Genomic DNA, 24,485 nt, shown 5'->3' with positions numbered 1-24,485 from the left:
GATGCAATGAGCGGCTCATCACTGAATGACCCGGGTCCTCGCGGAAGCGTTGATCGCCAAGTGTGCGTCCTCGTCGTGGAAGATGATCCTGCCTTGCAGCGCATGATCCTAAACTATTTCGCGGAGAACAACATCCAGACCCTGGCAGCAAGCAATCGGCAGGAAATGGTCGGTCGGCTTGGCAGTGCCGAGGTCAATCTGGTGATCCTTGATCTCCGGCTTGGATTAGAAGACGGACTGGATCTTCTTCGCGAGATCCGCTTGAACTCCGAAGTGCCCGTGATCATCATCACGGGTCACCGCCGCGACGACATCGATCGAGTGGTCGGTCTCGAGCTTGGCGCCGACGATTATCTGACGAAGCCATTCAACCTGCGCGAATTGCTCGCGCGTGTTCGCGCGATCTTGCGCCGGTTCGACGCCGGGAGGGCCACGCCGGCGCGCGATCCAGAGCGTGGCCGGTTTCGATTTTCCGGCTGGCAGCTCGACCGCAGGATCCGGCAGCTTACCGACCCGGCCGGCGCCCCCGTCGCATTGACTAAGGGCGAGTATGCGATGCTGCTGGCCTTTCTCGAAGCGCCACAACGTCCGCTGAGCCGCGAGCACCTATTGCAGGCGACCCGCGTCCACGAAGATGTCTTCGACCGCAGCATTGATGTGCAGATTCTCCGCCTGCGGCGCAAGCTTGAGCGCGATCCAAGCGCGCCACGCGTGATCCAGACCGAGCGCGGTGTCGGATATGTATTCGCCGTTCCGGTAGAGCGGGTTTGACGAGACAATTGGCGGCCACCGCGGGAGCTTCACTCGCGGAAGATCTCCACTTCCGCCACAGTTGGGGATACCAGCGCTCCTGCCAAAATGGGGCAGGCCTCAGAGGACGTGCACTGGTTACCCGGAGGCGAGCAGTTAGACATAACTTGGCACGTCGAGCGGCGCCTCGAACGGGAAATCGTGCGTCGCGGCACTCTTCAACCACGACAACGGATCGAAGATACAAACCAGCACCGGTCCGATGCGCGCAAGATTCAACGTGCTGAGCCATCGCGGGTTTGCGGAAGGCCCGCTCTGCTATGATCGGACTCAATCAGGTCCAGATCGGTTTCGCCGCGTTCAGAAATGAAGAAGGAAATCGGACGCGCTCATTGAGGTCACGCTCGTCAGATTGATCTGCATGTCTTCATGTCCAGTGCTGATCGATTCGCTGAAGCCGCTTGCGTTCGCATACAGGACTGCATTGCCGCCGTTGATCACCACATCGATCGTATGCGCAGCAATGCTGGCGGGCGCATTGCCGGTCAGGATGTTGATCGCAACGCTGTGATTGTTGCTGTTCAGGCCAGCGATGCCCGAGAAATCGAAGTGGTCGGACCCATGCGTAAAATCCTTGATGGTGTCGAAGTTGCCCATGCCAGGTTGGGAATCTGTAATGGCCTTGTAAACAAACGTATCGCTGCCGGCTCCGCCCGTCAGAACATCTCCCTTCGCGCCGCCGTACAGGAAATCGTTGCCGGACGTCCCGACGAGAGTGTCCGCCTTGGCGGTGCCGATGAACGTGCTGATGGTGGAAACATTGCCCGCGACGTCTTTCGCCGTGACGTCGATTTTATAGTCATTGCTGGATGAATAGGAAAATCCGGTACCCGTCGTGACGCTCCAGCCGCCGCTTGCAGATGCGGTCGCAAGGACCGTCGAACTACCGTTGCCGTCGGTGCCGATGACGCCGCCGCCGATCTGGCTCTCGACGATCTTGAGGATGGTACTGCCGGCTTCGGAGAGCCCGCCGAATGTCACCGTCGCCTTCGCTGCATTGCCGTTTTGAGCGATGCTGGTGACCTCGGATTGCGGCGCCTTCGTATCCAGCGTGAAGGTCAGCGAACTGCTTCCGGTGTTGCCGGCCAGATCCGTTTCGCTGGCAACGATGGTGTGGACGCCATCCAAAAGACCTGTCGGAGTAAACGACCAGGCACCGGTCCCGCTGGCCGTGGCCGTCGCGCCGATTGCGACGCCATCAACCGTGAAATGCACGACCGCATTCGGATCGCCCGATCCCGTCAGCGCGTCGTTGGACGTGATCTTGTCCGTCGACGAGGTACCGGTGTCGGTCAGCAGGTGCTCGCTCACTGTGGGCGCCTTGGTATCGACTGTCCAGTTGAAGCTCGCAGGCGTCGCGTCCAAATTGCCGGCGGCATCAAACGCCGCGACCTGGAAGACGTGACTGCCATCGGACAGGCCGGTCAACGCTATTGAGCTCGACGCCGTGGATGCCCAGCTGCCGTTGTCGATCTTGTACGCGAAGCCGGTCACACCGACGGCGTCGGTCCCCTTCACCGTGAAGGCGGCCTGATTGCTGTTGGAGAGCGAGGATGGTCCGGTCACAATCGACGTGTCAGGCGCCGTGGTGTCACGCACGGTGACGGTGAAAGTCTCGGAGGAGCTGTTGCCGGCTGCATCCGTGGAGCTGGCGGTGATGGTGTGCGTTCCGATTGCGAAGGTACCGCCCGAATGGACAACCGTGCTGCCCTCCTTGAACACCACCGTGTCGGGACCGTCGACCAGATCGGTCGCGGTCGCGGAGAATGTTGCCACAGCGCCGGCTGCGCCGGTGGCCTCGTCGGTTTGATTGGCGACCGGCGTCAGCACCGGCGCCGTGGTGTCGCGCACGGTGACGGTAAAAGTCTCGGAGGAGCTGTTGCCGGCAGCATCGGTGGCGCTGGCGGTAATGGTGTGCGTTCCGATTGCGAAGGTGCCGCCCGAGTGGACGACCGTGCTGCCCTCCTTGAACACGACCGGATCGGTGCCGTCGACCAGATCGGTCGCCGTCGCGGAGAATACTGCCGCCGCCCCGGCTGCGCCGGTGGCCTCGTCGGTCTGATTGGCGACCGGCGTCAGCATCGGCGGCGTGGTGTCACGCACGGTGACGGTAAAAGTCTCGGAGGAGCTGTTGCCAGCCGTATCCGTTGCGCTGGCGGTGATGGTGTGGGCCCCGAGCGCGAAGGTGTCACCCGAGTGGACGACCGTGCTGCCCTCCTTGAACACCACCGGATCGGTGCCGTCGACCAGATCGGTCGCGATCGCAGAGAATATTGCCGTCGCCCCGGCTGCGCTGGTGGCCTCGTCGGTCTGATTGGCGACGGGCGTCAGCACCGGTGGCGTGGAGCCTTGCACGGTGACGGTGAAGGTTTCCGAGGTCGTGTTGCCGGCCGTGTCGGTGGCGCTCGCCGTGATGGTGTGGTTGCCAAAACTGAATGTGTCGCCCGAATGGACGACGTTCTGGCCTTCCGTGAACACCACGGGATCGCTGGTGCCGTCGAGGAAATCCGTCGTGGTCGCGGAAAACGTCACCGCGGCGCCCGCAGCGCTCGTCCCCTGGACGGGTTGGGTCGGATCGGTCAGCGCAATCGTCGGCGCTGTGGTCTCGATGTCGACGTTCGAGAAATTCGACAGCGTGGCCGGGAAGACGCCCGGAAAGCCCGAGCTGTCGCTGATCGTCGTCGTGTTCAGATTGATGGAGGCGATCGAAAGTCCGGCCGCATCCTGGTCGGTCGAGGCCACCTTGTAGTCGAAGGCCACCACGCCGAGATGCTGCAGCGATGCCGTGCTCGCGGCGTCGAGCGTCGCGGTACCGCCGTTGCTGAGCGTGAGCGTCACGTCGGTTCCGGTCACCGTGACGGCCTCGTTCATCTCCAGCAGGATCGTGATGGTCTTGCCGGCATTGAACGCGCCGCTCGACGGCGTCGTGACCGCGCCGGTCAGCTGCGGTCCGAGGTTCAGCTCATTCCGATCGAGGCTGATGTCGAGTGTCGCGCCCCCGGAGTGGCCGTGGCCGTCGGTGACCGTATAGGCGAAGGTGTCGGTCAGCGCTCCGGTCGCGGCCCGGATTGCGGCGACTTCGGTTGCGTTGGCCGCGGCGACGTAGTTGAACGAGCCGTCGGCGTTGAGCGTGAGGTCGCCATAGGTGCCGTGAACCACCGTGCCGGGCGTGCCGCCGGCAATGGCCGAGACGCTGTGGACGAGGCCGTCGTAGTCGACGTCGCCGGCAACCGCGCCGGTGCCCGACGCGCCGGCGGTGCCGGACACGCTCCTTCCTGAAGTCACCGCCGCCTGCTCGGTCGTCACCCAGGGCGCGATCGTGGCGTCGAAGCCGACATTGCTCAGCTCGAACACGGTACCGGCGTTGTTCGCACCGCCCAGCGTTGTGGTGCCGAACAGGTTTCCGGCGGCATCGAAAGTGAGGCCGGTCTCCGGCATGGCGCCATTGGCGCCGTTGAAACTAACGAGCGTCGTCGGCGTTGAGGCGTAACCCGTGCTCGTATTGGCGATTTCGAACACCGTGCCGTCGCCGTTGGCGCCGCCGGCCTCGGTGGTGCCGAACAGGTTGCCGGCGCCGTCTTCGATGAGGGCGCCGAGCGGATTGGCGCCATTCGTGCCGTTAAAGCTCGCCAGTGTCACCAGCGTGTAGGAGCTGCCGCTCTTGACAAGCTCGAACACGGTGCCGTTGTTGAACGCACCGCCCGAGAACGTCGTGCCGAACAGGTCGCCGGCACTGTCCGCGATGAGGCCGGCTTCCGGATCGGCGCCGTTGAGCCCATTGAAGGTCGCAAGCGTGATGGGCGCACCGATCGTGCCGCCGTTGTTAGGCAGCTCGAATATCGAGCCCGCACCATTAGCCGTCGTGCCGAAGACATTCCCGGCGCCGTCCACCGCCATGGCGCCCTTCACGCCGGTGACGGGCAGGATGACGTCGGTTATATTGCCGAGGTTCACCTGCTCGAAAGCCGAGGCGTTGACGCCCTTGAACACGTCCAGACGACCGGTGAGCTCGTCTTCGACGAACATCTCGTTGCCGGTGACGAGGGCGATTTGCGGGGCCCATTGCCCGACCTTGGCGGCCAACACGTCCGGGGCGACGAAGTTCGCGCCGGCCATCTGAACGCTTGCATCCTGCTGGGATGGGGTGAAGAGGCCGGCGCGCACCGTGTTCGAAAATAACACGCTTCCAGCCGCGTCGATGAGCAGGGCTGACTGGGGAACAACCCCCAAGGTCTGGGTAGCATTACCGACAAGGTGATCGTTCGGATCCACCACCATGAGACCCGTGTTGATCGGGCCGGGCGTGCCCGAGTAGAGGCCGCCGGTCTTCGCGATCTCGAAGATCGTCCCGGTGCTGCCTTGCGGTCCCGTCGTCTCCCCATACAGGTTGCCGGCTGCGTCGATGACGAGCGTTGTCTGGGGCAGCGAGCTGGCGCCGCCGGTGAACGTGACGAGCGTGCTCATATCCGCCGGCGCTCCGCCACCGCTGCCGACCTGCGGACCATGCTGGGTGAGGCCGGCAATCGACACCGCGCTCGTGGCGACAACGCCCGACGCATTGGCGACCGCGCCGTTGAGATTGACGCTCGACACGGCGAGCGAGCCCACGTCGGTGTCGCCTGCGGAGACCGTGTAGTCGAACACGAGCTCGCTCGAGCTCGACTTGGCGGCATCGAAGGTGGCGGTCCCACCATCATTGAGCGTGAGGGTCGGGATACCCTTGGTAGTGTCGATCGCGCCGACATTGCTCACGGCGAGCACGATGGTGCCGCTTTCGCCGGCGCTGAGCTGCGTGCTTGGGAACGCGAAGCCGATGCCGGTGACATCAGGCTTGCTGTCGTCGACGTTGACGGAAAGGGTTGCGGCCACGCTGCCGCCGTGGCCATCGCTCACCGTGAAGGTGAAGTTGTCGGTGACCTGGCCTGTGGCACCGGCGAGGTTGCCAAGCTCGGTCGCATTGGCGCCCGACACATAGGCGAACGAGCCGTCGGCGTTGAGCGTAAGATCGCCATAGGTGCCGTGCACCGGGCTGCCGAGCGAACCGCCGCTGACGGCGGAAACGCTCAGGTCGTAACCATTGGCGTCGCTGTCGCCGGCAAGCGCGCCGCTGCCGGCGGTGCCGGCCGTGCCCGCGACGGAACCACCGGAGGTGACGCTCACGGTCCCCGCCTGGACCGAGGGCAGCGGCGTCAGGTTGATCGTGAAATACTGCGTCGGAGGCGTGATCGCGCCGTAATTATCGCCCGACTCCGGCGCCGTCGTGAATGAAACAGAAATCTGAACCGAGGACGGCGCAGAGCCCGACGTATTTTCGTATTGGATCGTATCCAGAATGTCGGTGACCCAATCGGTACTTAATACGGTCTCATCTGCCTGATGCGCGTTGATGGTGGTGCCCTGGCTTCCGATCTGGGCAGTGGCCGCTCCACTCAAGATCGAATATCGCCCATGAGCACTGTCAAATTGGATAGCGTTCGTCGGGCTGCTGATGAGCGCAGGATTGATCAGCAGTTGATCGCCCGTTTGGGGATTTACGATCGAAATGTCGACAGTCGTCACGTCCTGGTAGGAGTACGGGTGGGTGATGCCGGGGGCATTCGATGTCCATGAGCCATTGGTGCTCTGGACGTACGCCCCTGGCATGACGGTGGTCGGGACGTTGGCATATCCGGTCAGCGTGTTGCCGACCGGCGCGGTGAACGTGATCTGCGCGGGAATCACAACGTCCGGAACATTGCCGACGGCGATGTTGGCGGTGGGCGCACTCACGGTGCCGTTCGAGGTGCCGAACGTGAACGAGACCTGCTCGTTGAAGGCCGGACGATTTGTCGAAGTGTCCGCATAGGCCACGGACTGCAACAGGACCCCGAGGATGTCGGGGTTCGAGTTTGCGGAGGTGAAGCTGAAATTCAGGTCCTGGCCGGAAAAGCTAAAGCTGCCGACCAAAGCATTGTTGACATAGACATTGCTGCCGGAGGTGGTGACGGTCTCCTGGACTCCGTCCCAGGTGGCGGAGTAGCCGCTGATGATCGTCAGATAGTCGGAGCCGGTCTGCGTTGACAGGTGAGCGTCAAAGGAGGTCACGCTTGCCGGACCAGATAGAAATCCGGTGGCCGTCGTGTAATTCATTGAACCCAGGACCTGGACCCAGCTGTTGTTGCCGGTGACGTCGTTCTCGAAGTCCTGGAATGTGCCGTTGCTTACGTTCGATCCGGGGTTCGCCGTGAAGTTGGTGAAATAACTCATTTCGTGCTCCAATTCGTTGATGCGGCGCGGCAATGCGTTGTCGTTCAAATGAGCGAGCGGAAGCGGCCGGCGGCCTTGCCGGGGCTGTTAGCGCGATCAAGGTTTGAGGGCCGAGCCTGATCCATTGCTGCCCCGTCAACCGGGGGCACGGCACAGATTGGCGTGGCGCCACTGCGAAAAAATTGCCCGTATATCTCACCCGCCCAGGCCCGAAACGGACCATCACGACACGCTAGGTGCAATCGCGGCGTGGCTGGCGGAAAACATTGCGCGGATCGCAGCCGGCTAATAGGCTCCTAAGGGTTAAGCTGAGGGGCAGCCGTGGAGCAGGACGAACTTGAGCGCCTTGTCGGTGGCCCGTTGCGGCTGACATTCGACGAGATATTGAACCATCCCCGCCTGCCGGAAGCGCGTCGCGCCTATCTCGAGAGCTTCGTCCATCTGTACGAAGGCGATCCGTTTCTGGTTCGTTTGTTGCTTGAGGCGGGCCGATTCCTCGTCTTTCACTGCGTTGCGGTACTCGAGGCAGCGCAGGATCCGTCGAGACGCGAGACCTGGTTCACTGTGGCCGCCCTGAAACGGCAGCTCGCCATGTTCGGCTATGCGAGTGGCCGGCAAGTGGATCATCTCGTCGCGCGATTGCGCGAGGTTGGATTTATCGAGCAGCATCGAGCTCCCGGCGACGGGCGTCTCCGGCTGCTTGCGTCGACGAACAAGCTGCGCACGCATCACACCGAATGGCTCGCAACGCACTTCATCCCGCTTGCGGCGCTTTACCCCGATCATGATTACAGCCCGGTGCTGTCGCGCAATCGCGCATTTCACGTCCTGCACTGCAGCACGGGCTTTCCATTCAATCCCGTGGCTGCTCGCCTGATGATGACGCTGCCGGACACCCTGCTGTTTTTCACGCACGCCGCGGGACCACTGATCCAGAATGCGGTGCTGAAGGCTGCAATGGATGCCGCCGATCCGGCCGCTGCGGTACCCTACATCGACGCCGCCGATCGTTTCGGCGTCTCCCGGACCCATGTCCGCAACCTGATGGCCAGTGCGGAATCGGCGGGACTGGTCAAGATCACCGGGCACGGTGGCCACAGCATATTGATCCTGCCGCGCTTTTGGGCCAGCTACGATCGCGGCCTGACTGTAGGGATGTATCTACACGACGCGGTCAACCTCGTCGCGATGCGCCAGTGGACGAAGGGCGCCACGGATGGCGGCCCGACTGCCCCGCCTGATCGTACGGAGGCTGCCAGTTATTCGTCCTAGGGCCAAAACGCTAAGTTTGCCCCTCACTGCCGGCGCGCGGCGATCAGATCGATCACCGAGTTGGGCTTCGGCGACCACCTACCGCACAAAGGTCGGTGCGGTGAGGATCGCGGTCAGAACGGCCGCGTCACCGTGAGACTACGGAAGATCAGCGACTTGGATTTGCGCTGTTCGCCTTGATCCCATAGGTTCCCGTAAGGGGGCCGATCCTTGACTGGATCGGAAGATGGCTGGGGCAGCCTGATGGGGAAAGGCTTGAGTTCGGGCGCTTGTCAGGCCGTCCCGGATCGGCGTGACGCGCGCTTTTCTCGTCGTTTGGCGCGACGCGCGGCGCTCGCGGCCGTCATTGCGGTCGGGCAGTTCGGTGCGGTCCGGGCGCAAGATGTGCCTGCCGATCACACAACACGTTCATCCGGCAGCCTTGAGCCGGCAGCGCGGCTGCCGCCCGTGACGGTCTACTCCAGCCGCAAGCGCATCGCCAATCCCAATCCCAAGCCCAAGCCCAAACCGAGGCCCGCCAAGCCGGCGGTTGCGGTCACACCTGCCACGCCCACGACGAGACGCACCAACGCGCCGGCGCTGCCCGACGGCGTCGTGCTGAACGGCGGGCCGCCCGTGACGCAGACCACCGCCGGGCCGGTGAGCGGCTATCGCGCCCTCACATCGGTCTCGGCGACCAGGACCGAGACACCGATCGAGCGCATTCCGCAGGCGGTTGCGGTCGTGCCGCGCGCCGTGCTCGATGACCAGCAACCGCTCGGGCTAATGGATGCGCTGCGCAACATCTCGGCTGTGACGCCGATGTCGGCCAACACCTTCATCGGCTATGCCTACAAGGTGCGCGGCTTTCCGGCCGACCGCTATGTCGACGGCCTGCCGAACTATTATGACGGCGGCGACAACACCTCGCTCGTCAACACCGAGCGGATCGAGGTGCTGAAGGGCCCCGCTGGCATCCTTTACCAGGGCGGCATCGGTCCGGTCGGCGGCATCATCAACACGGTCTCGAAGCTGCCGACCGAGAATCGTTTCGCCGAGATTGGCGTCACGGCGGGCGGTTACCGGCTGTGGGACACCTGGTTCGACGTGAACCAGCCGATTGCGAGCGGGGGCACGGCGCTGTTCCGCATGACCGGCGATGTCGAGACATCCGGCGACTTCGTCGATGTGATCGAGCACCGCCGCTACGCGCTCAATCCGACGCTCCTCTTCAACGACAATGACGGCACACGCCTCACCATCCAGGGCAGCTTCTCGTCGCGCTCGTTCCAGAACTACACCGGGCTGCCCGGCGCCGGCACGGTCGACCGGTCGCTGTTCACGATCGCGCCGACGCTGTTTCCCGACCGGCCTGATCTCGGCCGCAGCTGGACGACCTACAACGGCGTGACGGCGCGCATCGATCACGAGTTCAATGCGGTCTGGTCGGCGAATGCCACGGCCCGCGTCAGCGAGATGCGGCTCGAGCAGTTCGGGCATTTCCTCGGCACTGACACCCCGCTGTTCGGTTCGACGTTTCCGTTTCTCAGCTTCCACTTGCCGGTCGATACGCGCGAGATCGCGTCGAACGCCAACCTGGTTGCCAAATTCGCGATCGGACCGACCAGGAACACGGTTCTGTTCGGGGCGGACAGCGATCGTGTCGCCGACAATATCCGCGACGATGTCGGCTTCGCCGGCCTCGTCGACTTCGCCAACCCGGTGTTTCCGGCATACACGCCGCCGACCGTGAGCGCGTTCAACTCGAACAACCTCTACGTCAACAGCGGGCTGACGACGCAGTGGCAGTCGGACATCTTTGAGCGGCTGCACCTGCTCGCGGGCGTGCGTCTCGCCAATGTCTATATCCACGGCACCGATGCGGTGGCGGGCAGCGATTTCATTACCGATGCGTGGAAGCCGCTGCCGCGGTTCGGCGCGGTGGTCGATCTCGTCAAAGGCGTATCGGCTTTCGCGGACTACTCGCAGGGCTACCGTGGCGTGCCATTCTTCAATGCCGCCGGCGCACCCAAGCCCGAGGCGGCCGAACAGACCGAAGCCGGATTGAAGCTCGCGCTGCCGTCCGGCTTTGCCGGCACCATCGCATGGTTCACCAACACGCGGCGCAATGTCACGAACCTGCTGCCGGGAAGCCTTTTCCTCGCCACGCAGGTCGGCGAGCAGCGCGCAGAGGGGGTCGATGCGGACCTGACCTGGCAGCCGTCCGCAGGTCTTTCGATCCTTGCAAGCTACGCGCATGTGAACGCCATTGTGGTTCAGGATCAGCTATTCGCGCCCGGCACCGTGCTCGAGCGCGTCCCGCGCGACTCCGGCCGGCTCTGGGTGAACTACAAGTTCCAGGATGGATGGCTGCGGAATGTTGCGGTCGGTGCCGGCCTTTACGCGGCTTCCGCGCAGGCGGTCGCGCTCGACAACCTCTATTTCACGCCGGGATATGTCACGTTCGACGGCAAGGTCGCTTACGAGACGGATCACTGGAGCCTGGGCGTGACCGGGAAAAATCTCGCCGATCACCGCTACTTCGTGCCGTACGCGAGCGGCTCCGGATACGTCATGCCGGCCGACGGCCGCACCGTGCTGGCTTTCGGGAAGCTGAGATATTGAGCGGATCGTCCGCGTAAAGCGTGATGTCGGCGTCAACCACGGCGGCTGGCGACGGATCCGATTGATTCCACCTGCGTCTCGCGCGAGACGAGATCCGCGCAAAGTTTTCCGAACGCTCGTCGCTCTCCGAGGGTAATCCTACTCCCTCACTGGAGGCTGCCTGCTCGCGAACGGCATCCCCCAAGGCATTTTGATCGCTCAAGAGAGATTTTTATGGCCGAAGCCAAAACCAATACTCCCGATTCCGAACGCTTGCCGCTCCCTGCTCTCGGATATCCGCTGCTCCTTGCCGTACTGGCAGCCTGCGGCCTGTACGCAGTTTTCATCTCCGGCCCTGCCATGCGGATAGCCGCCCAGGAACAGCGTGAGCGCGCTATTGCCGATGAGGACCGCCAATCCTGTGAGATGTTCGGAATGCGCTCGGACAATGCCGCCTTCGCCGCGTGCAGCAGACAGCTGGCGATCATCCGCCAGAAGCAAGTCGACCGTGATAACGCGGCCGCTCAAGGCATTCTCTAGCAACGCTCGGTTCGAGACCAAGCGTCATCGTTTTACTTCGCGTGTCGCAACTCACCCATCGTCAGGCGCAGGAGCCCTCGTCTGTGCCTGGTGTGCAGTTTTCTTTTCTCGATCCCCTCAAGAAGGAATTTGGTTATGATTCGACGCACAGTGCTTGGTTTGGGTGCAGCAATGGTCTGGATCGCTTCGGCCGCCGCACAGGAGTCCCCGCCCTCTTACCAGGCAGACCCGACGACCTACAAAGTCATCTTCGAGGATCAGAACTTCCGCGTGATCGCCGGCACCTGGAAGAAGGGCACCACTGACAAGCCACACTCCCACCCCGTCCCCTTCGTGGTCTACGCGCTTAGCGATTGCGTCCTGCGGCTTCACAATCCGGACGGCACAGTTCGCGAGAACAAGACCAAGGCCGGAACGGCCTTTGCGGGACCCATTACAGCCTCGCACACCGCTGAAAATGCCAGCGAGTCGGATTGTCAGGGCATTTTCGTTGAGCGCAAGTAATCCACCCTGAGACGACCGGTGGTGCGGCAAACGACGCACCACCTCCTGGCATCTTGGTCGCATCGGGTGCCGTTCACAACGTCAAGCTCGTGCACGCACCTGGCTCCCAAATCCGAATTTCGAATCACGAACCCGTCCAAAGGCGGATGGAAGCCCTTTCGACTTACCGCCAGCAGGACAACATTTCGCCACGCACCGCCATCTCATCACCCCTGCGGCCGGTTCTGGTCGTACAGCACCCGCACGCGGATCGTGCCGTGAATAGCCTTCAGCTCGGCCAACAGCTCCTCGCCTTCGCCGCCGACAACGTCGGTTTCGAGCACGACGTAGCCGACTTCCGGGTCGGTTTGCAGGTATTGCGCCAGGATGTTGATCCCGTGCCGAGACACTGCGTCGTTGACCTGACGCATCACGCCGGGAACGTTGCGGTGGACATGGATGAAGCGCGTGCCGGTCGGCCGCGCCGGCAATTGCACCTGCGGAAAATTGACCGCACCGAAGGTCGAGCCGACATCGGAATAATCAATCAGCTTGCGAGCAACCTCCCCGCCAATACGATCTTGCGCCTCCTCCGTCGAACCGCCGACATGCGGCGTGAGGATCACGTTGGACAAGCCTTGCAATGGCGAGACGAAGTGGTCGTTGTTCGACGCCGGCTCGACCGGAAACACGTCGACCGCAGCACCTGCCAGCCTGTCCTCACGCAGGGCGCTTGCCAACGCATCGAGATCGACCACGGTGCCGCGCGAGTTATTGATCAGATAGGCCCCCGGCTTCATCAGCCCAAGCTGGGCCGCGCCAATCATGTTGGCGGTGGCCGGCGTCTCCGGCACATGCAGTGAAACGACGTCGCTGGCCGCGAGCAGATCGTCCAGTGTCTCAACCGGCTCGGTATTGCCGTGACGCAATCTGTCGGTGTGATCGAAATAGATGACGCGCATGCCCATGGCTTCTGCGAGATTCGATAACTGCGAACCGATGTTGCCATAGCCAACGATGCCCAGCGTCTTGCCGCGCACCTCGCGGCTACCCTCGGCGGACTTGTCCCAGCCGCCAGCATGAGCGGAGATCGACCGTGGAAATATCCGGCGCAACAGCATCACGATCTCAGCGATGGTCAGCTCAGCCACGCTGCGGGTGTTGGAGTATGGAGCGTTGAATACCGGAATCCCAAAGCGTCGCGCGGCATCAAGATCGACCTGGTTGGTGCCGACCGAAAAGCAGCCAATCACCATCAGCCGGTCGGCAGCCTCAAGGATCTCCGCGGTCAACTGTGTCCGCGAGCGGATCCCCAACATATGGACGCCGGAAAGTGCCTGCTTGAGCTCGCCAGCACCCAGCGCCTTCGGCAGACGTTGCAGCTCGGTATAGCCATTGCCTTCGAACATGCGTGCTGCCGAGTCGTTCACGCCCTCCAGCAGCAGGACGCGTATCTTGGTTTTAGGGAGAGACAACATCGTCGAGATTCGCCTTCGTCATTCCGGGCTCGCTCTGGAAGAGCTACCATGCACAACTTCGATCACTGCATCGCCGGTGGCAGGGTGAATAGCACAACGTGATCGTCCACATCAGAAACGCAGGCACCATCTGCGGGACGCGAAACCGGACGGTATCAAAATACCTAACAAATGACGGAGCCTGGAACAAGGCGGTCGGAGCCGATTTCCAAACGGGCCGCCAGCCAAGCTGGCCGCTTACATTTTAGTAGTAAAATCAATGGCTTGAATATGGCTGGGGCGGGAGGGATCGAACCTCCGAATGGCGGAATCAAAATCCGCTGCCTTACCGCTTGGCTACGCCCCAACGCGCCGATCGAAGGCCTCGCCGGTCTATAGAGTGAGGGCGGGTATTTCAACAGGGCGGCGATCGAAAAGGCAGGAAAGCCGCAGGATGGCGCCGTCGTCCTTATTATAGAGCGACGCTGCGCTGGCCGGAACGGACCGCGCGATGTCCGCTCGGACAGTTGAGAGGCCGCTGGTTTCATGGGAAGACAATTTCCAAACGCCTCGTCGGGAGTAACGCCATGACCTACCGCGCACCGATCAACGATATCCTGCTCTCGCTCAATCATGGCGCCGGGCTCGCCGCCGCCGTGGCGGCCGGCCACTACGGCGATTTCGACGGCGATATTACCGCCGCGGTGCTGGAAGAAGCCGGCAAGTTCGCCTCCGATGTGCTGGCGCCGCTCAACAAGGTCGGCGACGAGCACGGCATCAAGCTCGACAACGGCAAGGTGACCACCGCACCCGGCTGGCCCGACGCGTATCAGCGCTGGGCCGCCGCCGGCTGGAACGCGGTGTCGGGGCCGGAAGCGTTCGGCGGCCAGGGCCTGCCGCTCGCGGTCAACGCCGCCTGCACCGAGATCTGGAGCGCATCGAACGTCGCCTTCGGCCTCTGCCCGCTGCTGACGCTGTCGGCGATCGAGGCGCTCGACGCCCATGGCAGCGAGGAATTGAAGACGATCTATCTCGAGAAGATGGTCACCGGCGAATGGACCGGCACCATGCAGCTCACCGAGCCGAATGCCGGCTCCGACGTCGGCGCGCTGCGCACCCGTGCCGAACGCGCGGGCGACGGCACCTACCGCATCAAGGGCACCAAGATCTTCATCACCTATGGTGAGCACGACATGACCGACAACATCGTGCACTTCGTGCTTGCGCGATTGCCCGATGCACCCGGCGGCACCAAGGGGATCTCGCTGTTCCTGGTTCCGAAATTCCTGGTCAATGCCGACGGCTCGCTCGGCGCGCGCAACGACATCCATGCGAGCGGCGTCGAGCACAAGCTCGGCATGCACGCCTCGCCGACCTGCACCATGACGATGGGCGACCAAGGCGGCGCGATCGGCTACCTGATCGGCGAGGAAAACCAGGGCATGCGCTGCATGTTCACGATGATGAACCAGGCGCGCCTCGGCGTCGGCCTCGAAGGCGTCGGCATCGCCGACCGCGCTTATCAGCAGGCGCTGGCCTACGCGCAGGAGCGCCGGCAAGGCAAGGCTATCGGCCACAAGGGCGACGGGATGGATCCGATCATCGTGCATCCCGACGTCAAGCGCATGCTGATGCAGATGCGCAGCATGACGGCGGCGGCGCGCACGATCTGCTACGCCACCGCGGTCGCGCTCGACGTCGCGGCGCGCGCCAAGGACGCCAAGGTCCGCGCGGACGCCGCCGCACGCGGCGCGCTGCTGACCCCGATCGCCAAGGCGTTCTCCACCGACGTCGGCAACGAGGTCGCCTATCTCGGCGTGCAGGTCCATGGCGGCATGGGCTTCATCGAGGAGACCGGCGCCGCGCAGCACTATCGCGACGCCCGCATCACCTCGATCTATGAAGGCACCAACGGCATCCAGTCGATCGACCTCGTCACCCGCAAGCTCGGCGCCAATGGCGGCGCCTGGGTGTGGGCGTTGCTCGACGAACTCGCGGCAACCATCAAGCAGGTCGAAACCTCCAACGACCCGGCGTTCGGCACCACCGGCGCCAAGCTGCGCGACGCGCACGCCGCGCTGGAGCGCACCAGCAAATGGTTGCTGGAGCGGCTTGCCTCCGCGCCGAACGATGCGCTGGCTGGTGCTACGCCCTATCTGCGGCTGTTCGCCGCGACGCTCGGCGGCTGCATGCTCGCCGGCGAGGCACTGGCCGCCAAAGCCAACGGCGAGGCCGAGCCGCAGCGCTACGTCGCGCTTGCGCGCTTCTTCGCCGAGAACATCTCGGTGCAGGCGCCGTCGCTGGAGAAGACCGTGACCGAGAGCGCCGAGGCCGTGACCGGCGCGGACGCCGTGTTGGCGGGTTAGGACACTTTCCGCCGTCCTCATCGCAACGTCGTCCCGGCGAAGGGCCGGGACCCATACGCCGCAGCGGATGTTGTGAAAGGGACTGTCGTTCCAGCGACGCGCAACAATAAGCATTTGGGGTAATGGGTCCCGGCCTTCGCCGGGACGACGATGAATGTTTTGCGAGACTCTCGTCGCATGCAACCTGTTTCGCGGTCACGGCAAAGCCGCCCAGCCGTCGCGCGACCGCTTGTCAGCGATCCCGGCGCAACGAACGAAACTCCCTGGGGCCGTCCAGCAGATCATGCTTGCGGGCAGACTGTTCGATCCGGCTGGCCGAATGATCTGCCATTGCGTTGATGGCCGTGCCGGCCAGGTTCTGCGCACGTTGCCGTCGCTCGTCCCTCGATCGAACATCCCGATCTTGGTCTCGCCGACGACAGATTTCATCGGAGAGACGTTCCTGGAGGCATCCGTTGCCTCGATAAGGTCGCTGCTTCATCTTGCACGCTCCCTCCAACAGGATTGCGTACGGACTAACGCTCCGGCGAGCCGTTTGTTCGCGCCGGCGATTGCCCTGGTGCCGGAAATTTTGGCGCCGACAATCTGGGCTTCTTCGGCGGAGCTGCAATCAATCCCTCGCGGATCGCCTGCTTGCGGGCAAGCTTGCGCGCGCGCCGCACGGCCTCGGCCTTCTCTCGAATCCTTTTCTCCGAAGGCTTTTCGAACGATCGGCGGCGCTTCATCTCTCTGAACACGCCCTCGCGCTGCAGCCTCTTCTTCAGAACGCGCAGCGCCTGGTCGATGTTGTTGTCCCTGACAAGAACCTGCAAACGGATCACCTCTCGCGTCACTAGAGCACTTCGGTTCCGATTGAATCAGAACCGAAGCTCTAGCTTCTTGTTCTGACGCGTTTTCTTCACGCGAACCGGTATCCATCCCGCATCAAGTGCGGGACAGGCTTCGCTCGAAAACGCTTTGGGCACGTTGACGAGCAAATACGAAAGCCCGCTCTATCGGTGACAGAGCGGGCCGCACTGCCATTCCAGTACATCCGTGAAACGGCAGCCGATCAACAGCATGACGAAAGCTTTAGCCGCAGTGCTGCAAGCACGCGTCCTCACTTTCATCCGACGATGTCTTTGGAAAAGGGTCCAGTGGGACCGATCTACAAGGCTCAAGGCCAGTCGATACACCACAAGTATACACTTATCCCAGCTATGCAAGGCGCAATTGCAAATCCCGGGAATTATCTCTGACGGATCAAGCGCGTTCGAGATCGTCGGCGAAGACGACAGCGCCTGGCCCGCGCGGTTCCCTGCATCAATGTCATTGTAGAGTGGCAAATTAGGACCGTCTGACGCAGACTACGGCGCTGCCGGGTGATTTCAGGGCGCCGGCACTCGAGAGCCTGGGCAGCTCCCGCGACAAAAGGGAGCCGCAAATGGCAACCCGCTATTATTTCGATATCCGCAACGGCGAGGAACTATATGCCGACAGGCAGGGCATCGAGCTGCGCGACGAGGAGACTGCCGCGCACGAAGCGATGCAGTCATTGCTCGGCATGGCGAAAGACAATCCGCCTCCAGACAAACACAAGCTGCTGGCGTTTGAGGTCCGCACCGACGAAGGGCCATTGTTTCAGGTCAGTCTCGATCTGGGCATAACGAGACGCTAGGCACGTCGGCGCCAAACTCAAGAATTCGACCGGCGAATGCGCCACGCGATGCCCACTTCAAGCACGAGCCCGTCGCCATCCCGGACTTCGATCGCAATCTGATCGAGACTGTGACCGCGGACGGAATCGCGCACCATGTCGGCTAAAGCGCGCGCGGCCTCTTCTTGAACCGCCGCGAGATCGGGCATCACCAGGCCTCTTCGTCGATCGCCAAGCCACCGCCGTCACGAAGATCGAAATAGTAGCGTGTCATCACTGATAAGAGGCCGAACTGTCGATCGTTCCTGGCGAGGGCACAGAGCAGCGACCGGCCCCGATGATGCGAGATGCCCGCTCTCACAGACCACGGAACGCCACACTTGGCGGGCGAATGTTCCTGAGAGGTCGGCACTCCGTCTTGTCGTGGCAGACGTCAATATCGAGGCTAGGCACCCTTCGACCCATCGAAAGCACAACGCCGCCCAAGCGGAATATGGATCGCTTGGCGGCGTTGGTTCGGCACCGGGCCCCTGAAATCCCCCGGCAAGCGCCAGATTGCCACGAAATATGCCTCAGCTTTGTGACACCCCAGGACGGCACCCCGCGCCGGTCGATCACGCCTTGTGGTCGGACAGGCTGCCGACGATCGATGCCCGGCGGGACAATTCGATCCAGTTGCCGTCGGGATCGAGGATCATGGAAATCCGCGCGACCTCGCCAAGCGTCACCGGCGCGAGGCCCTCGCGCACGCCTTTGGCGCGCAGCTCGTCATGCACGGCGTCGATGTCGGCGACCTGGAGCGTGATGTAGCGCCAGCCGCGCGCCTGCCTGATGGGATCGACGGTCGCGGCGCGATCTTCCGTGAGCAGGATCAGGCTGTCGCCAAGGCGAAAGGCCGGACCGCCCGACCAGGATTGCTTGGGGAAGCCGAGAATGTCGCCGTAGAACCTGCAATGCGCGGCGAGGTCGCGCACCGCCATCGCGACGGCGATCTGGGTGATGCCGTCATGTCCCGGCGCCACCAGGCAAACGCTGTTGCCGTCGGGATCGACCATGTGCCGCGGCGTCTCGATGCCCTCGCGCGCGATGATCAGCTCGCGATAGCCGCTCGGCGCGGCGTCGCCCAGCGGCTCGAAATGATGGTTGAGCTTGATCACCGAACCATGCGCGTCGTGCCTGTACTGCTTCTGCCCGCGGCGGATCGGCTGCACATGATCGAAGCGAAGCCCGGCATCTTGCTGCCAGAACCGCAGCATCGGCTCGCGATTGTTCGTGGAAAGGCCGACGTCGATCACGTTCTTCGCAAGCTGCATGTGCTGTCGCCCTTAGATCAGGTGCCCGCGATGGACTGGACTAGCTATGCGAGGATCAGGTCCTCGCGCAAGCACCACGATCACTTCCGCACCAGCGGGATCTGCAGATTGGTCGGCCGGTTCTGCTCGGTGTCGAAGCCGCGGCCGTCGACATTGCGGGCGCCCCAGAACAAGAGGTCGCCCCTGAGATAGACCAGGTCGTACTCCATGAAGTGGGTCCCTTCCTTGAGGCCGAAGGGGAGGAACGACTTGCCGAAGATGCTCTGCGGTGCATCGACCGCCCACGGCGCGTAGCCGACCGCGGCGACCTTGTTGAGCACGTCGACAAAGCCCTGCGCCAACGGCGTCACCTCATAGGCCTCGTCGGCGACGAAATCGACCTTCTGCGCGCCCGGCGCGATCGGATGCGCGCCCTGCCACTGCATGTGCCCGACGATCCTGATCCGCGCCAGCGGCACCTTGCCATACGGATCGGCCGAGTTGACGACCACGAGCTCGAACCGGTCGGAGGATTGATAAATGAAGGCGCGCTTCAGATAGAACGGCTTGATCGAGCCGTCGGGATTCTTGCTCGGCCGGATCTCGGGCGCGATGCTCTCCCAGTTTCCGGCGAGGGCCTGCTTGATGGTCGCGACGTCCTGTTCCATGGCGCTTGCCTTCGGTTGATTGCCGGGAGATTGGGCCGCGGCGCCGCCGCATCCCGTCACCGCCGCCAGCAAGAACAGCGACGCTCCGATGCTTCTCCACATGCGCAGGCTCCGGCGGGCGACGCGCAGGCCTTCGTGCCGGGCAGAAGGAACGTCCTCTGCCTGCCAGGCAGACCCCGCGCAGAATGCGTACTGCTATAGAGAGCGCTGGCCGGCGCGAAAAAGACTTTGTAGGCTGGCCCCATGCCTGCCGGATATGACAGGCCGTGATCGGGAGACGGTGATGGAGCTCCGGCATCTGCGCTACTTCGTTGCCGTGGCCGATGCAGGCAGCCTGACGGTCGCCGCCGAGCAAAAACTCCACACCTCGCAACCTTCGCTGAGCCGGCAGATCCGCGATCTCGAACAGGAGGTCGGCGTTCAACTGTTGAACCGCGGCGCGCAGGGCATCGAGCTGACCGCGGCCGGCAAGGCCTTTCTGGATCACGCCAGAATGGCGCTGCTGCAGGCGGAGGCCGCCAAGGAGGCGGCGCTGCGCGCGGCGCAGCCACCGAAGCCGAGCTTCGCGCTCGGTTTCCTGTCCGGTGCCGAGATCGATCTGCTGCCCGAGGTGACCCGCGTGTTGCGCGACGAATTTCCCGGCATCGACATCCGCCTGTCGAGCGACTACTCGCCGGTGCTCGCCAAAGCACTGATGCGGCGCAAGCTCGATGCCGCCTTCATTCGCGCCGACGACAACACGGAGGATCTCGCCTGCAAGCGCGTGCGCACCGACCCGCTGGTGTTCGTGTTTCCGAGCAACCATCGCCTGGCCGCGCAGGCTGCCGTCGCCCCCGAAGACATCGTCAACGAGACCTTCTATCTGCCGTCCAAATCGGCGCCGGCGGTGCGCCGTGTCGTGCTGGAGTATTTCAGCCGCGCCGGCATCGATCTCAGGCCGGACCACGAGGTGCATAATGTCGTGCACGCGATATCGATGATCACCTCGACGCATGCGGTGATGCTGCTGCCGGCCTACACGGCGCGTTATCTACCTGACACCATCACCACACGGCCGGTGCAGGGAGAGGCGCCGACGCTCGACCTCGTGATCGCCTATCACAAGGCCAACAAATCCCCGATCCTGAAGCTGTTGCTGTCGCGGGTCGGCCGGCTGGCCGCAGCGCCTGCCTAGCTAATGAAAGGTCTGCGCCTGTACCTTGTCGTGGTCTACTGCGGCACGCCGTAGATCAGGACCTTACCGGACCTCGTCGCGAGAAAGACCCGATTGCCGGCGACGGTGGGCGGCACCAGCTTTGCGAACCAATACTTCTGCGCTTCACCGGTATCATTCCACACTTGTCGCATCGTAAAGGGATCGTAGGCCCTGAGCACACCGTTATCCTGGCTCTTGTTGCAGGCCGGGTATCCGGGTTCGTCGCAGATTTGGGCCGATGCGAACACGACGCCCAAACCGCTGCCGGTCGGATCGACGTTGACCGAGATGAAGCCGCCAGGCATCCCGTTCAATCCCATGTTCACATAAGGAGGCGCGATCGGCTCGCCTTCCAGGGGAGATAGCTCGAACTTGCCGTCACGCCAGCGATACCGCTTCGGCTTGTCCTTCTCGCCCCACAGGAACATGAACTGGTCATTTCCGAAACTGGCGAACGCAGGTGTGCCGTGGATGTGCGGCCATTCCATCCAGCTGTTCAACAGGTAGTTTTGACCGCCCGGCCAACGAACCTCGGTCGCTTGAAATTTCTGATGCACATGATCGCGCGCCGGATCATCGAGAGAGTCCTTGTGCTTCACCCGCTCCTGAACGGTGGTTACGCTGTTGAAAATCCACAGCGGATCCGAAGTGTCCGGCCCGCCCATGTCGGCACGATCGAGAACATAGAAGATGCCCTCCTTTCCGCCCGCACCCAGATAGCGCGTGCCCGGAATAAGCAACACGCCTGCGGCCGACATGTCGAGATCAAAGCAATCCTCCATGGTTCGACGATAGGGCGTGAAGTAGTCGGCCGCCTCCATATTCAGATGATAGGGTTCGCTGCCGTGCGGCGCGGCGCGTTCGGTATGAACACGGATCACGCTATCGGCGAGACTAGCCTTGTCCGGGTGATCCAGTTCTCCCGGCGGAACACCGAAGCAGAGCCGGCGATTACCGGTCGTGAAATAGAGATTGCCCGCGGTATCGGCCGCGAGACCGGTTGATCCCTGCCAGATGCCACCGCCGTCGGTGTTGTCGTCCGTCACCTGGTAGCGGCCGACCGGCTCCAGCGTGGCGGCGTCGAATGCGCTGATCGAGCCGTGCATCCGGATCTGCGAGCCCTCGCACAGGCTCGAGAAACCAACGAAGACGACGCCATCGGCCAGCACCAGACTGGCGCGGTTGCGATGCAGCTTGTGCCACTCCTGATTTGGCGCCGGCACAACAACGGATTTGACCACTGTGCCGTCGTTCAGCGATATCGCCGCAATATGCTGCAGGCCCTCGAAGGTCTTGTAGCTCACGAAGACGCGGCCAAGCGCCGGATCGACCACCGGCGTCGACTCGACCCCGACCAGGCCAGTCTCGATCCCGTCAAGGGTTGCTCCCTCCTGCCAGGCAGCCAGGGCGTTTGGCGCACAAGCTGCTCCTTCGGCTGGGGGCGGCTCTTGGGGTGGAGGAGCAGTAGTCGTCTTGCTCACCACCGGCCGCCCCAGGAACGTATGCCACAGAAAGTCGGGTCGCGCTTCCGACGGCGAGAATGCGTAAACATCATTGTGAGATGTCGCGACGATCAGCACGGGCTGCCGCACGTTCCCGACCATGGCATTCTTCACAAAAAGTGGCTGTGAGAGCACGGTGCCATGGACCGCAAAGGACCCGAGCCGCTTGAACCTTTGAACCGTGTTCTGATTGATGCCCGGCACGTGCGAGGTGCCGGTGCGATTGTTGTCATTGCGTTGCGTCAGGACATCTTCCGACTGCGGGACTGGAAAGACGTAGTCCGACAGGATGGGAACGATGACCAACGGCAGCGCAGGTGCAGCCGTGGCCGCAACGGCGTCCGGCGTGGTGGACGTCACCACGTTAAGATCCGGCGCAGCTGGAAGAACCACAACGCCCTGAATGTCCTGCGCCCGGGCCGACGTTGCTATCGTCGGCGAGCAAGCGACAATCAACAACAGTAGCGCTAGTCTGGCGCACAATCGCGATGAATTGATCGGAGACACAAGCATGCTCCTTGAGGTCAATCGAGTTCAGATCGGAAGCGATGAACCGGGCTCGCCGAGTTTCAGGGCATGTTTATTCCGATGATCTTCGGAAATCCGCCGACGCACTCGGTGTTGTGGACAGTGACCGTGACCGGCTTTCGAGCAACGTATGCGGTGAGAGCCGCCGAATAATACGTATGATATCCGGCGTTGTTGATCGTGCTGATATACCCCAAGGTATTTTCCGTGCAATGCGCCGGATTTATCTGCGGGACGTTGAGCATGATGCCGAAAGAGTCGTCGTTCCAGCCGGTCCGGACCTGGGTCAGCGTTCCGGAAACCGCTTGCTGGGCGTGGCACGGCAACACGGTTGCGAGCAAGAAGGCAGCTGCGAAAGTGGCGCGCATGAAATGACTCCCTAAAATGGCAGCTATTCAATGGAAGTTGTAAATCGACACAATGCTACCATCGAAGGACATGCGAGATTGTGAAGCTTTTCACAGACCAAGCACAGTGAGGACCGATATGCCGGCGAGCCTCGTTCAGACTCTTCGCGCTTTTGCCTACAACAACGCCTGGGCCAATCATCGCCTGCTCACGGCCTGCGCCGGTCTCAGCCAGGCGGAATTTGCCGCCGCGCGAACCGGGTTCTTTCCGAGCCTGCAGGCGACGCTGAACCACATCCATGTCATCGATCTCTTCTATGTCGACGCGCTCGAAGGCGGCTGGCTCGGGCCGAAAGCGTGGGCCGACGAGGTGCCCTACCCGGCGGTCGCCGCGCTGAAAGCTGCGCAGCGCGCGATCGACCAGCGCCTGATCGCTCACTGCGACGCGCTGACGCCTGCGCGGCTCGATGAAGACGTCAAGGTCAATCGCGACACCTCCGTGCAGACCGAGCGGCGCGACCGCTTGTTGATGCATCTGTTCCAGCACCAGATCCATCATCGCGGCCAGGCCCATGCGATGCTTTCCGAAACCACGGTCAAGCCGCCGCAGCTCGACGAATTCTTCGCCGCCGGCGAAGCCCCGCTCCGAGAAGCCGAGTTCAAGGAGCTCGGCTGGAGCGAAACCACCGTGTGGGGCGGCTGAGCCGAAGTTTCGCCCGCTGCCGGGCTGCACGAACCGGTTCCCGATTCGGAACAAGGGTCTTGAATACCGCCATCTCCGCGCTCACCTGTCGGTGAAACGTGGGGAATTCTATCAATGCCATTCGCCAATCATCGGGGCCAGCGCATCCATTACACTGTCGAGGGAACGGGGCCGCTGATCGTGCTGCAGCACGGCCTGCTGCTCGACGCGGCGAGCTGGAAGCAATGCGGCGTGGTCGATGCGCTCGCCGATCGCTTTCGCGTCGTCTGCGTCGATTCACTCGGGCATGGCTTGAGCGACAAGCCGGCCGATCCGGCGCTCTACAACCAGGCGCAGCGCGCCGGCGACATCGTTGCCGTGATCGACGATCTCGGCGGCGAGCGCGCCCATGTGGTGGGACATTCGATGGGCGGCTGGGTTGCGGTCGGCGTCGCCAGATTCTTCCCGGCGCGGCTGGCATCGCTGGCGATCGGCGGCTGGGACTTTCTCACCGGCTTGCCGCGCGGCAATGCCGGCCCGCTGACCTATGGCGCCTTCATCACCTTTGCCCGCCGCACCGCGCCGCAGCTCGCCGAATGGGTGACGCCCGATCTCGAAGGCGGCGTGCGCGCCTGCTTCGACGCGCTTGGCCAGCTCGATGGCGCAAAGGATGCCGTGCTCTCCTCGCGCGTGCCGGTGCTGCTGTGGAACGGACAGGACGACGGCCCGCATGCGCCGATGCAGCGCTTCGCCGCGGAGAACGGCCTGTACGCGATGTCGGTCCCCGGCGACCATCTCGGCGCGCTGCTGGAGCACGGCGCCGCAATCGGCCGCGGCATCCGCTCGTTCGTCGGTCGCGGCTAGAGCGATCTCGAGCG

Annotated in this window: 19 protein-coding genes and 1 tRNA gene; 10 read left to right on the top strand and 10 right to left on the bottom strand. The window is 63.1% G+C overall.

What is annotated here, in order from left to right; genetic code table 11:
• Positions 1–6 precede the first annotated feature (6 nt).
• Entirely contained in the window at positions 7–771 is a 765-nt protein-coding gene (locus tag WDM24_RS11220) for a response regulator (RefSeq protein WP_338832366.1), read from the top strand.
• A gap of 339 nt (positions 772–1,110) precedes the next feature.
• Here the strand turns inward: WDM24_RS11220 and WDM24_RS11215 are convergent, their stop codons facing one another.
• Complete coding sequence (locus WDM24_RS11215; protein WP_338831236.1) at positions 1,111–7,056, bottom strand: choice-of-anchor tandem repeat GloVer-containing protein; 5,946 nt, start codon at positions 7,054–7,056, stop codon at positions 1,111–1,113.
• 321 nt (positions 7,057–7,377) lie between these two features.
• On the opposite strand from WDM24_RS11215, the gene WDM24_RS11210 reads away from it, so the two are divergent.
• From WDM24_RS11210 to WDM24_RS11195, 4 genes are all read left to right on the top strand, one after another.
• A complete protein-coding gene (locus WDM24_RS11210; RefSeq protein WP_338831235.1) occupies positions 7,378–8,328 on the top strand; it encodes a hypothetical protein in 951 nt (316 codons plus the stop codon).
• Positions 8,329–8,775: 447 nt separating this feature from the next.
• The gene (locus tag WDM24_RS11205; protein ID WP_338831234.1) at positions 8,776–10,932 is read left to right on the top strand and encodes a TonB-dependent siderophore receptor; all 2,157 of its coding nucleotides are present in this window, start codon (positions 8,776–8,778) and stop codon (positions 10,930–10,932) included.
• Positions 10,933–11,145: 213 nt separating this feature from the next.
• Entirely contained in the window at positions 11,146–11,451 is a 306-nt protein-coding gene (locus WDM24_RS11200) for a hypothetical protein (protein WP_338831233.1), read from the top strand.
• Between the two features lie 135 nt (positions 11,452–11,586).
• Entirely contained in the window at positions 11,587–11,955 is a 369-nt protein-coding gene (locus tag WDM24_RS11195) for a hypothetical protein (protein WP_338831232.1), read from the top strand.
• 206 nt (positions 11,956–12,161) lie between these two features.
• Here the strand turns inward: WDM24_RS11195 and serA are convergent, their stop codons facing one another.
• Together serA and WDM24_RS11185 are read right to left on the bottom strand one after the other, a co-directional pair.
• A complete protein-coding gene (gene serA / locus WDM24_RS11190) occupies positions 12,162–13,412 on the bottom strand; it encodes a phosphoglycerate dehydrogenase (RefSeq protein ID WP_338831231.1) in 1,251 nt (416 codons plus the stop codon).
• A gap of 271 nt (positions 13,413–13,683) precedes the next feature.
• A tRNA-Gln gene (locus WDM24_RS11185) sits at positions 13,684–13,758 on the bottom strand.
• Between the two features lie 220 nt (positions 13,759–13,978).
• Here WDM24_RS11185 and WDM24_RS11180 point away from each other — a divergent pair.
• A complete protein-coding gene (locus WDM24_RS11180) occupies positions 13,979–15,757 on the top strand; it encodes an acyl-CoA dehydrogenase (protein ID WP_338831230.1) in 1,779 nt (592 codons plus the stop codon).
• Positions 15,758–15,989: 232 nt separating this feature from the next.
• Here WDM24_RS11180 and WDM24_RS11175 read toward each other — a convergent pair whose 3' ends face one another.
• Positions 15,990–16,238 (bottom strand): hypothetical protein, encoded by a 249-nt coding sequence (locus WDM24_RS11175; protein WP_338831229.1) that lies wholly within the window; start codon positions 16,236–16,238, stop codon positions 15,990–15,992.
• A gap of 34 nt (positions 16,239–16,272) precedes the next feature.
• Complete coding sequence (rpsU, locus tag WDM24_RS11170) at positions 16,273–16,569, bottom strand: 30S ribosomal protein S21 (RefSeq protein ID WP_338831228.1); 297 nt, start codon at positions 16,567–16,569, stop codon at positions 16,273–16,275.
• Between the two features lie 611 nt (positions 16,570–17,180).
• Here rpsU and WDM24_RS11165 point away from each other — a divergent pair.
• Positions 17,181–17,414 carry a DUF6894 family protein gene (locus tag WDM24_RS11165; RefSeq protein WP_166298200.1) on the top strand — a complete coding sequence of 78 codons (234 nt, stop codon included), beginning with the start codon at positions 17,181–17,183 and terminating at the stop codon, positions 17,412–17,414.
• A gap of 17 nt (positions 17,415–17,431) precedes the next feature.
• On the opposite strand, the gene WDM24_RS11160 is transcribed toward WDM24_RS11165, so the two are convergent.
• From WDM24_RS11160 to WDM24_RS11150, 3 genes are all read right to left on the bottom strand, one after another.
• Positions 17,432–17,602, bottom strand: coding sequence for a DUF6894 family protein (locus tag WDM24_RS11160; protein WP_338831227.1), 171 nt, complete (start codon positions 17,600–17,602; stop codon positions 17,432–17,434).
• A 405-nt stretch (positions 17,603–18,007) separates the two neighbouring features.
• Positions 18,008–18,706 carry a VOC family protein gene (locus WDM24_RS11155; protein ID WP_338831226.1) on the bottom strand — a complete coding sequence of 233 codons (699 nt, stop codon included), beginning with the start codon at positions 18,704–18,706 and terminating at the stop codon, positions 18,008–18,010.
• 80 nt (positions 18,707–18,786) lie between these two features.
• Positions 18,787–19,455, bottom strand: a complete 669-nt coding sequence (locus WDM24_RS11150; RefSeq protein ID WP_338697565.1) for a hypothetical protein — start codon at positions 19,453–19,455, stop codon at positions 18,787–18,789.
• A gap of 181 nt (positions 19,456–19,636) precedes the next feature.
• Between WDM24_RS11150 and WDM24_RS11145 the strand changes: the two genes are divergently transcribed.
• Complete coding sequence (locus WDM24_RS11145) at positions 19,637–20,527, top strand: LysR family transcriptional regulator (RefSeq protein ID WP_338697563.1); 891 nt, start codon at positions 19,637–19,639, stop codon at positions 20,525–20,527.
• A 35-nt stretch (positions 20,528–20,562) separates the two neighbouring features.
• On the opposite strand, the gene WDM24_RS11140 is transcribed toward WDM24_RS11145, so the two are convergent.
• Both WDM24_RS11140 and WDM24_RS11135 read right to left on the bottom strand, forming a co-directional pair.
• A complete protein-coding gene (locus tag WDM24_RS11140) occupies positions 20,563–22,413 on the bottom strand; it encodes a hypothetical protein (RefSeq protein ID WP_338831224.1) in 1,851 nt (616 codons plus the stop codon).
• Positions 22,414–22,619: 206 nt separating this feature from the next.
• Positions 22,620–22,946, bottom strand: coding sequence for a hypothetical protein (locus tag WDM24_RS11135; protein ID WP_166298204.1), 327 nt, complete (start codon positions 22,944–22,946; stop codon positions 22,620–22,622).
• 118 nt (positions 22,947–23,064) lie between these two features.
• On the opposite strand from WDM24_RS11135, the gene WDM24_RS11130 reads away from it, so the two are divergent.
• The gene (locus tag WDM24_RS11130; protein ID WP_166298205.1) at positions 23,065–23,628 is read left to right on the top strand and encodes a DinB family protein; all 564 of its coding nucleotides are present in this window, start codon (positions 23,065–23,067) and stop codon (positions 23,626–23,628) included.
• 114 nt (positions 23,629–23,742) lie between these two features.
• A complete protein-coding gene (locus WDM24_RS11125) occupies positions 23,743–24,471 on the top strand; it encodes an alpha/beta hydrolase (RefSeq protein ID WP_338697556.1) in 729 nt (242 codons plus the stop codon).
• The last annotated feature ends 14 nt before the right edge of the window (positions 24,472–24,485 follow it).

It is taken from the genome of Bradyrhizobium sp. 27S5, from assembly GCF_037217225.1.
Taxonomy (GTDB): Bacteria; Pseudomonadota; Alphaproteobacteria; order Rhizobiales; family Xanthobacteraceae; genus Bradyrhizobium; species Bradyrhizobium septentrionale.
This window is presented reverse-complemented; position numbering and strand designations above follow the sequence as displayed.

Coding starts and splice junctions, on each gene's coding strand:
- serA (WP_338831231.1), bottom strand. CDS start 13,412: ATGTTGTCTCTCCCTAAAACCAAGATACGCGTCCTGCTGCTGGAGGGC.
- WDM24_RS11165 (WP_166298200.1), top strand. CDS start 17,181: ATGGCAACCCGCTATTATTTCGATATCCGCAACGGCGAGGAACTATAT.
- WDM24_RS11200 (WP_338831233.1), top strand. CDS start 11,146: ATGGCCGAAGCCAAAACCAATACTCCCGATTCCGAACGCTTGCCGCTC.
- WDM24_RS11125 (WP_338697556.1), top strand. CDS start 23,743: ATGCCATTCGCCAATCATCGGGGCCAGCGCATCCATTACACTGTCGAG.
- WDM24_RS11195 (WP_338831232.1), top strand. CDS start 11,587: ATGATTCGACGCACAGTGCTTGGTTTGGGTGCAGCAATGGTCTGGATC.
- WDM24_RS11150 (WP_338697565.1), bottom strand. CDS start 19,455: ATGTGGAGAAGCATCGGAGCGTCGCTGTTCTTGCTGGCGGCGGTGACG.
- WDM24_RS11175 (WP_338831229.1), bottom strand. CDS start 16,238: ATGAAGCAGCGACCTTATCGAGGCAACGGATGCCTCCAGGAACGTCTC.
- WDM24_RS11135 (WP_166298204.1), bottom strand. CDS start 22,946: ATGCGCGCCACTTTCGCAGCTGCCTTCTTGCTCGCAACCGTGTTGCCG.
- WDM24_RS11215 (WP_338831236.1), bottom strand. CDS start 7,056: ATGAGTTATTTCACCAACTTCACGGCGAACCCCGGATCGAACGTAAGC.
- WDM24_RS11220 (WP_338832366.1), top strand. CDS start 7: ATGAGCGGCTCATCACTGAATGACCCGGGTCCTCGCGGAAGCGTTGAT.
- WDM24_RS11180 (WP_338831230.1), top strand. CDS start 13,979: ATGACCTACCGCGCACCGATCAACGATATCCTGCTCTCGCTCAATCAT.
- WDM24_RS11145 (WP_338697563.1), top strand. CDS start 19,637: ATGGAGCTCCGGCATCTGCGCTACTTCGTTGCCGTGGCCGATGCAGGC.
- WDM24_RS11155 (WP_338831226.1), bottom strand. CDS start 18,706: ATGCAGCTTGCGAAGAACGTGATCGACGTCGGCCTTTCCACGAACAAT.
- WDM24_RS11130 (WP_166298205.1), top strand. CDS start 23,065: ATGCCGGCGAGCCTCGTTCAGACTCTTCGCGCTTTTGCCTACAACAAC.
- WDM24_RS11160 (WP_338831227.1), bottom strand. CDS start 17,602: ATGCCCGATCTCGCGGCGGTTCAAGAAGAGGCCGCGCGCGCTTTAGCC.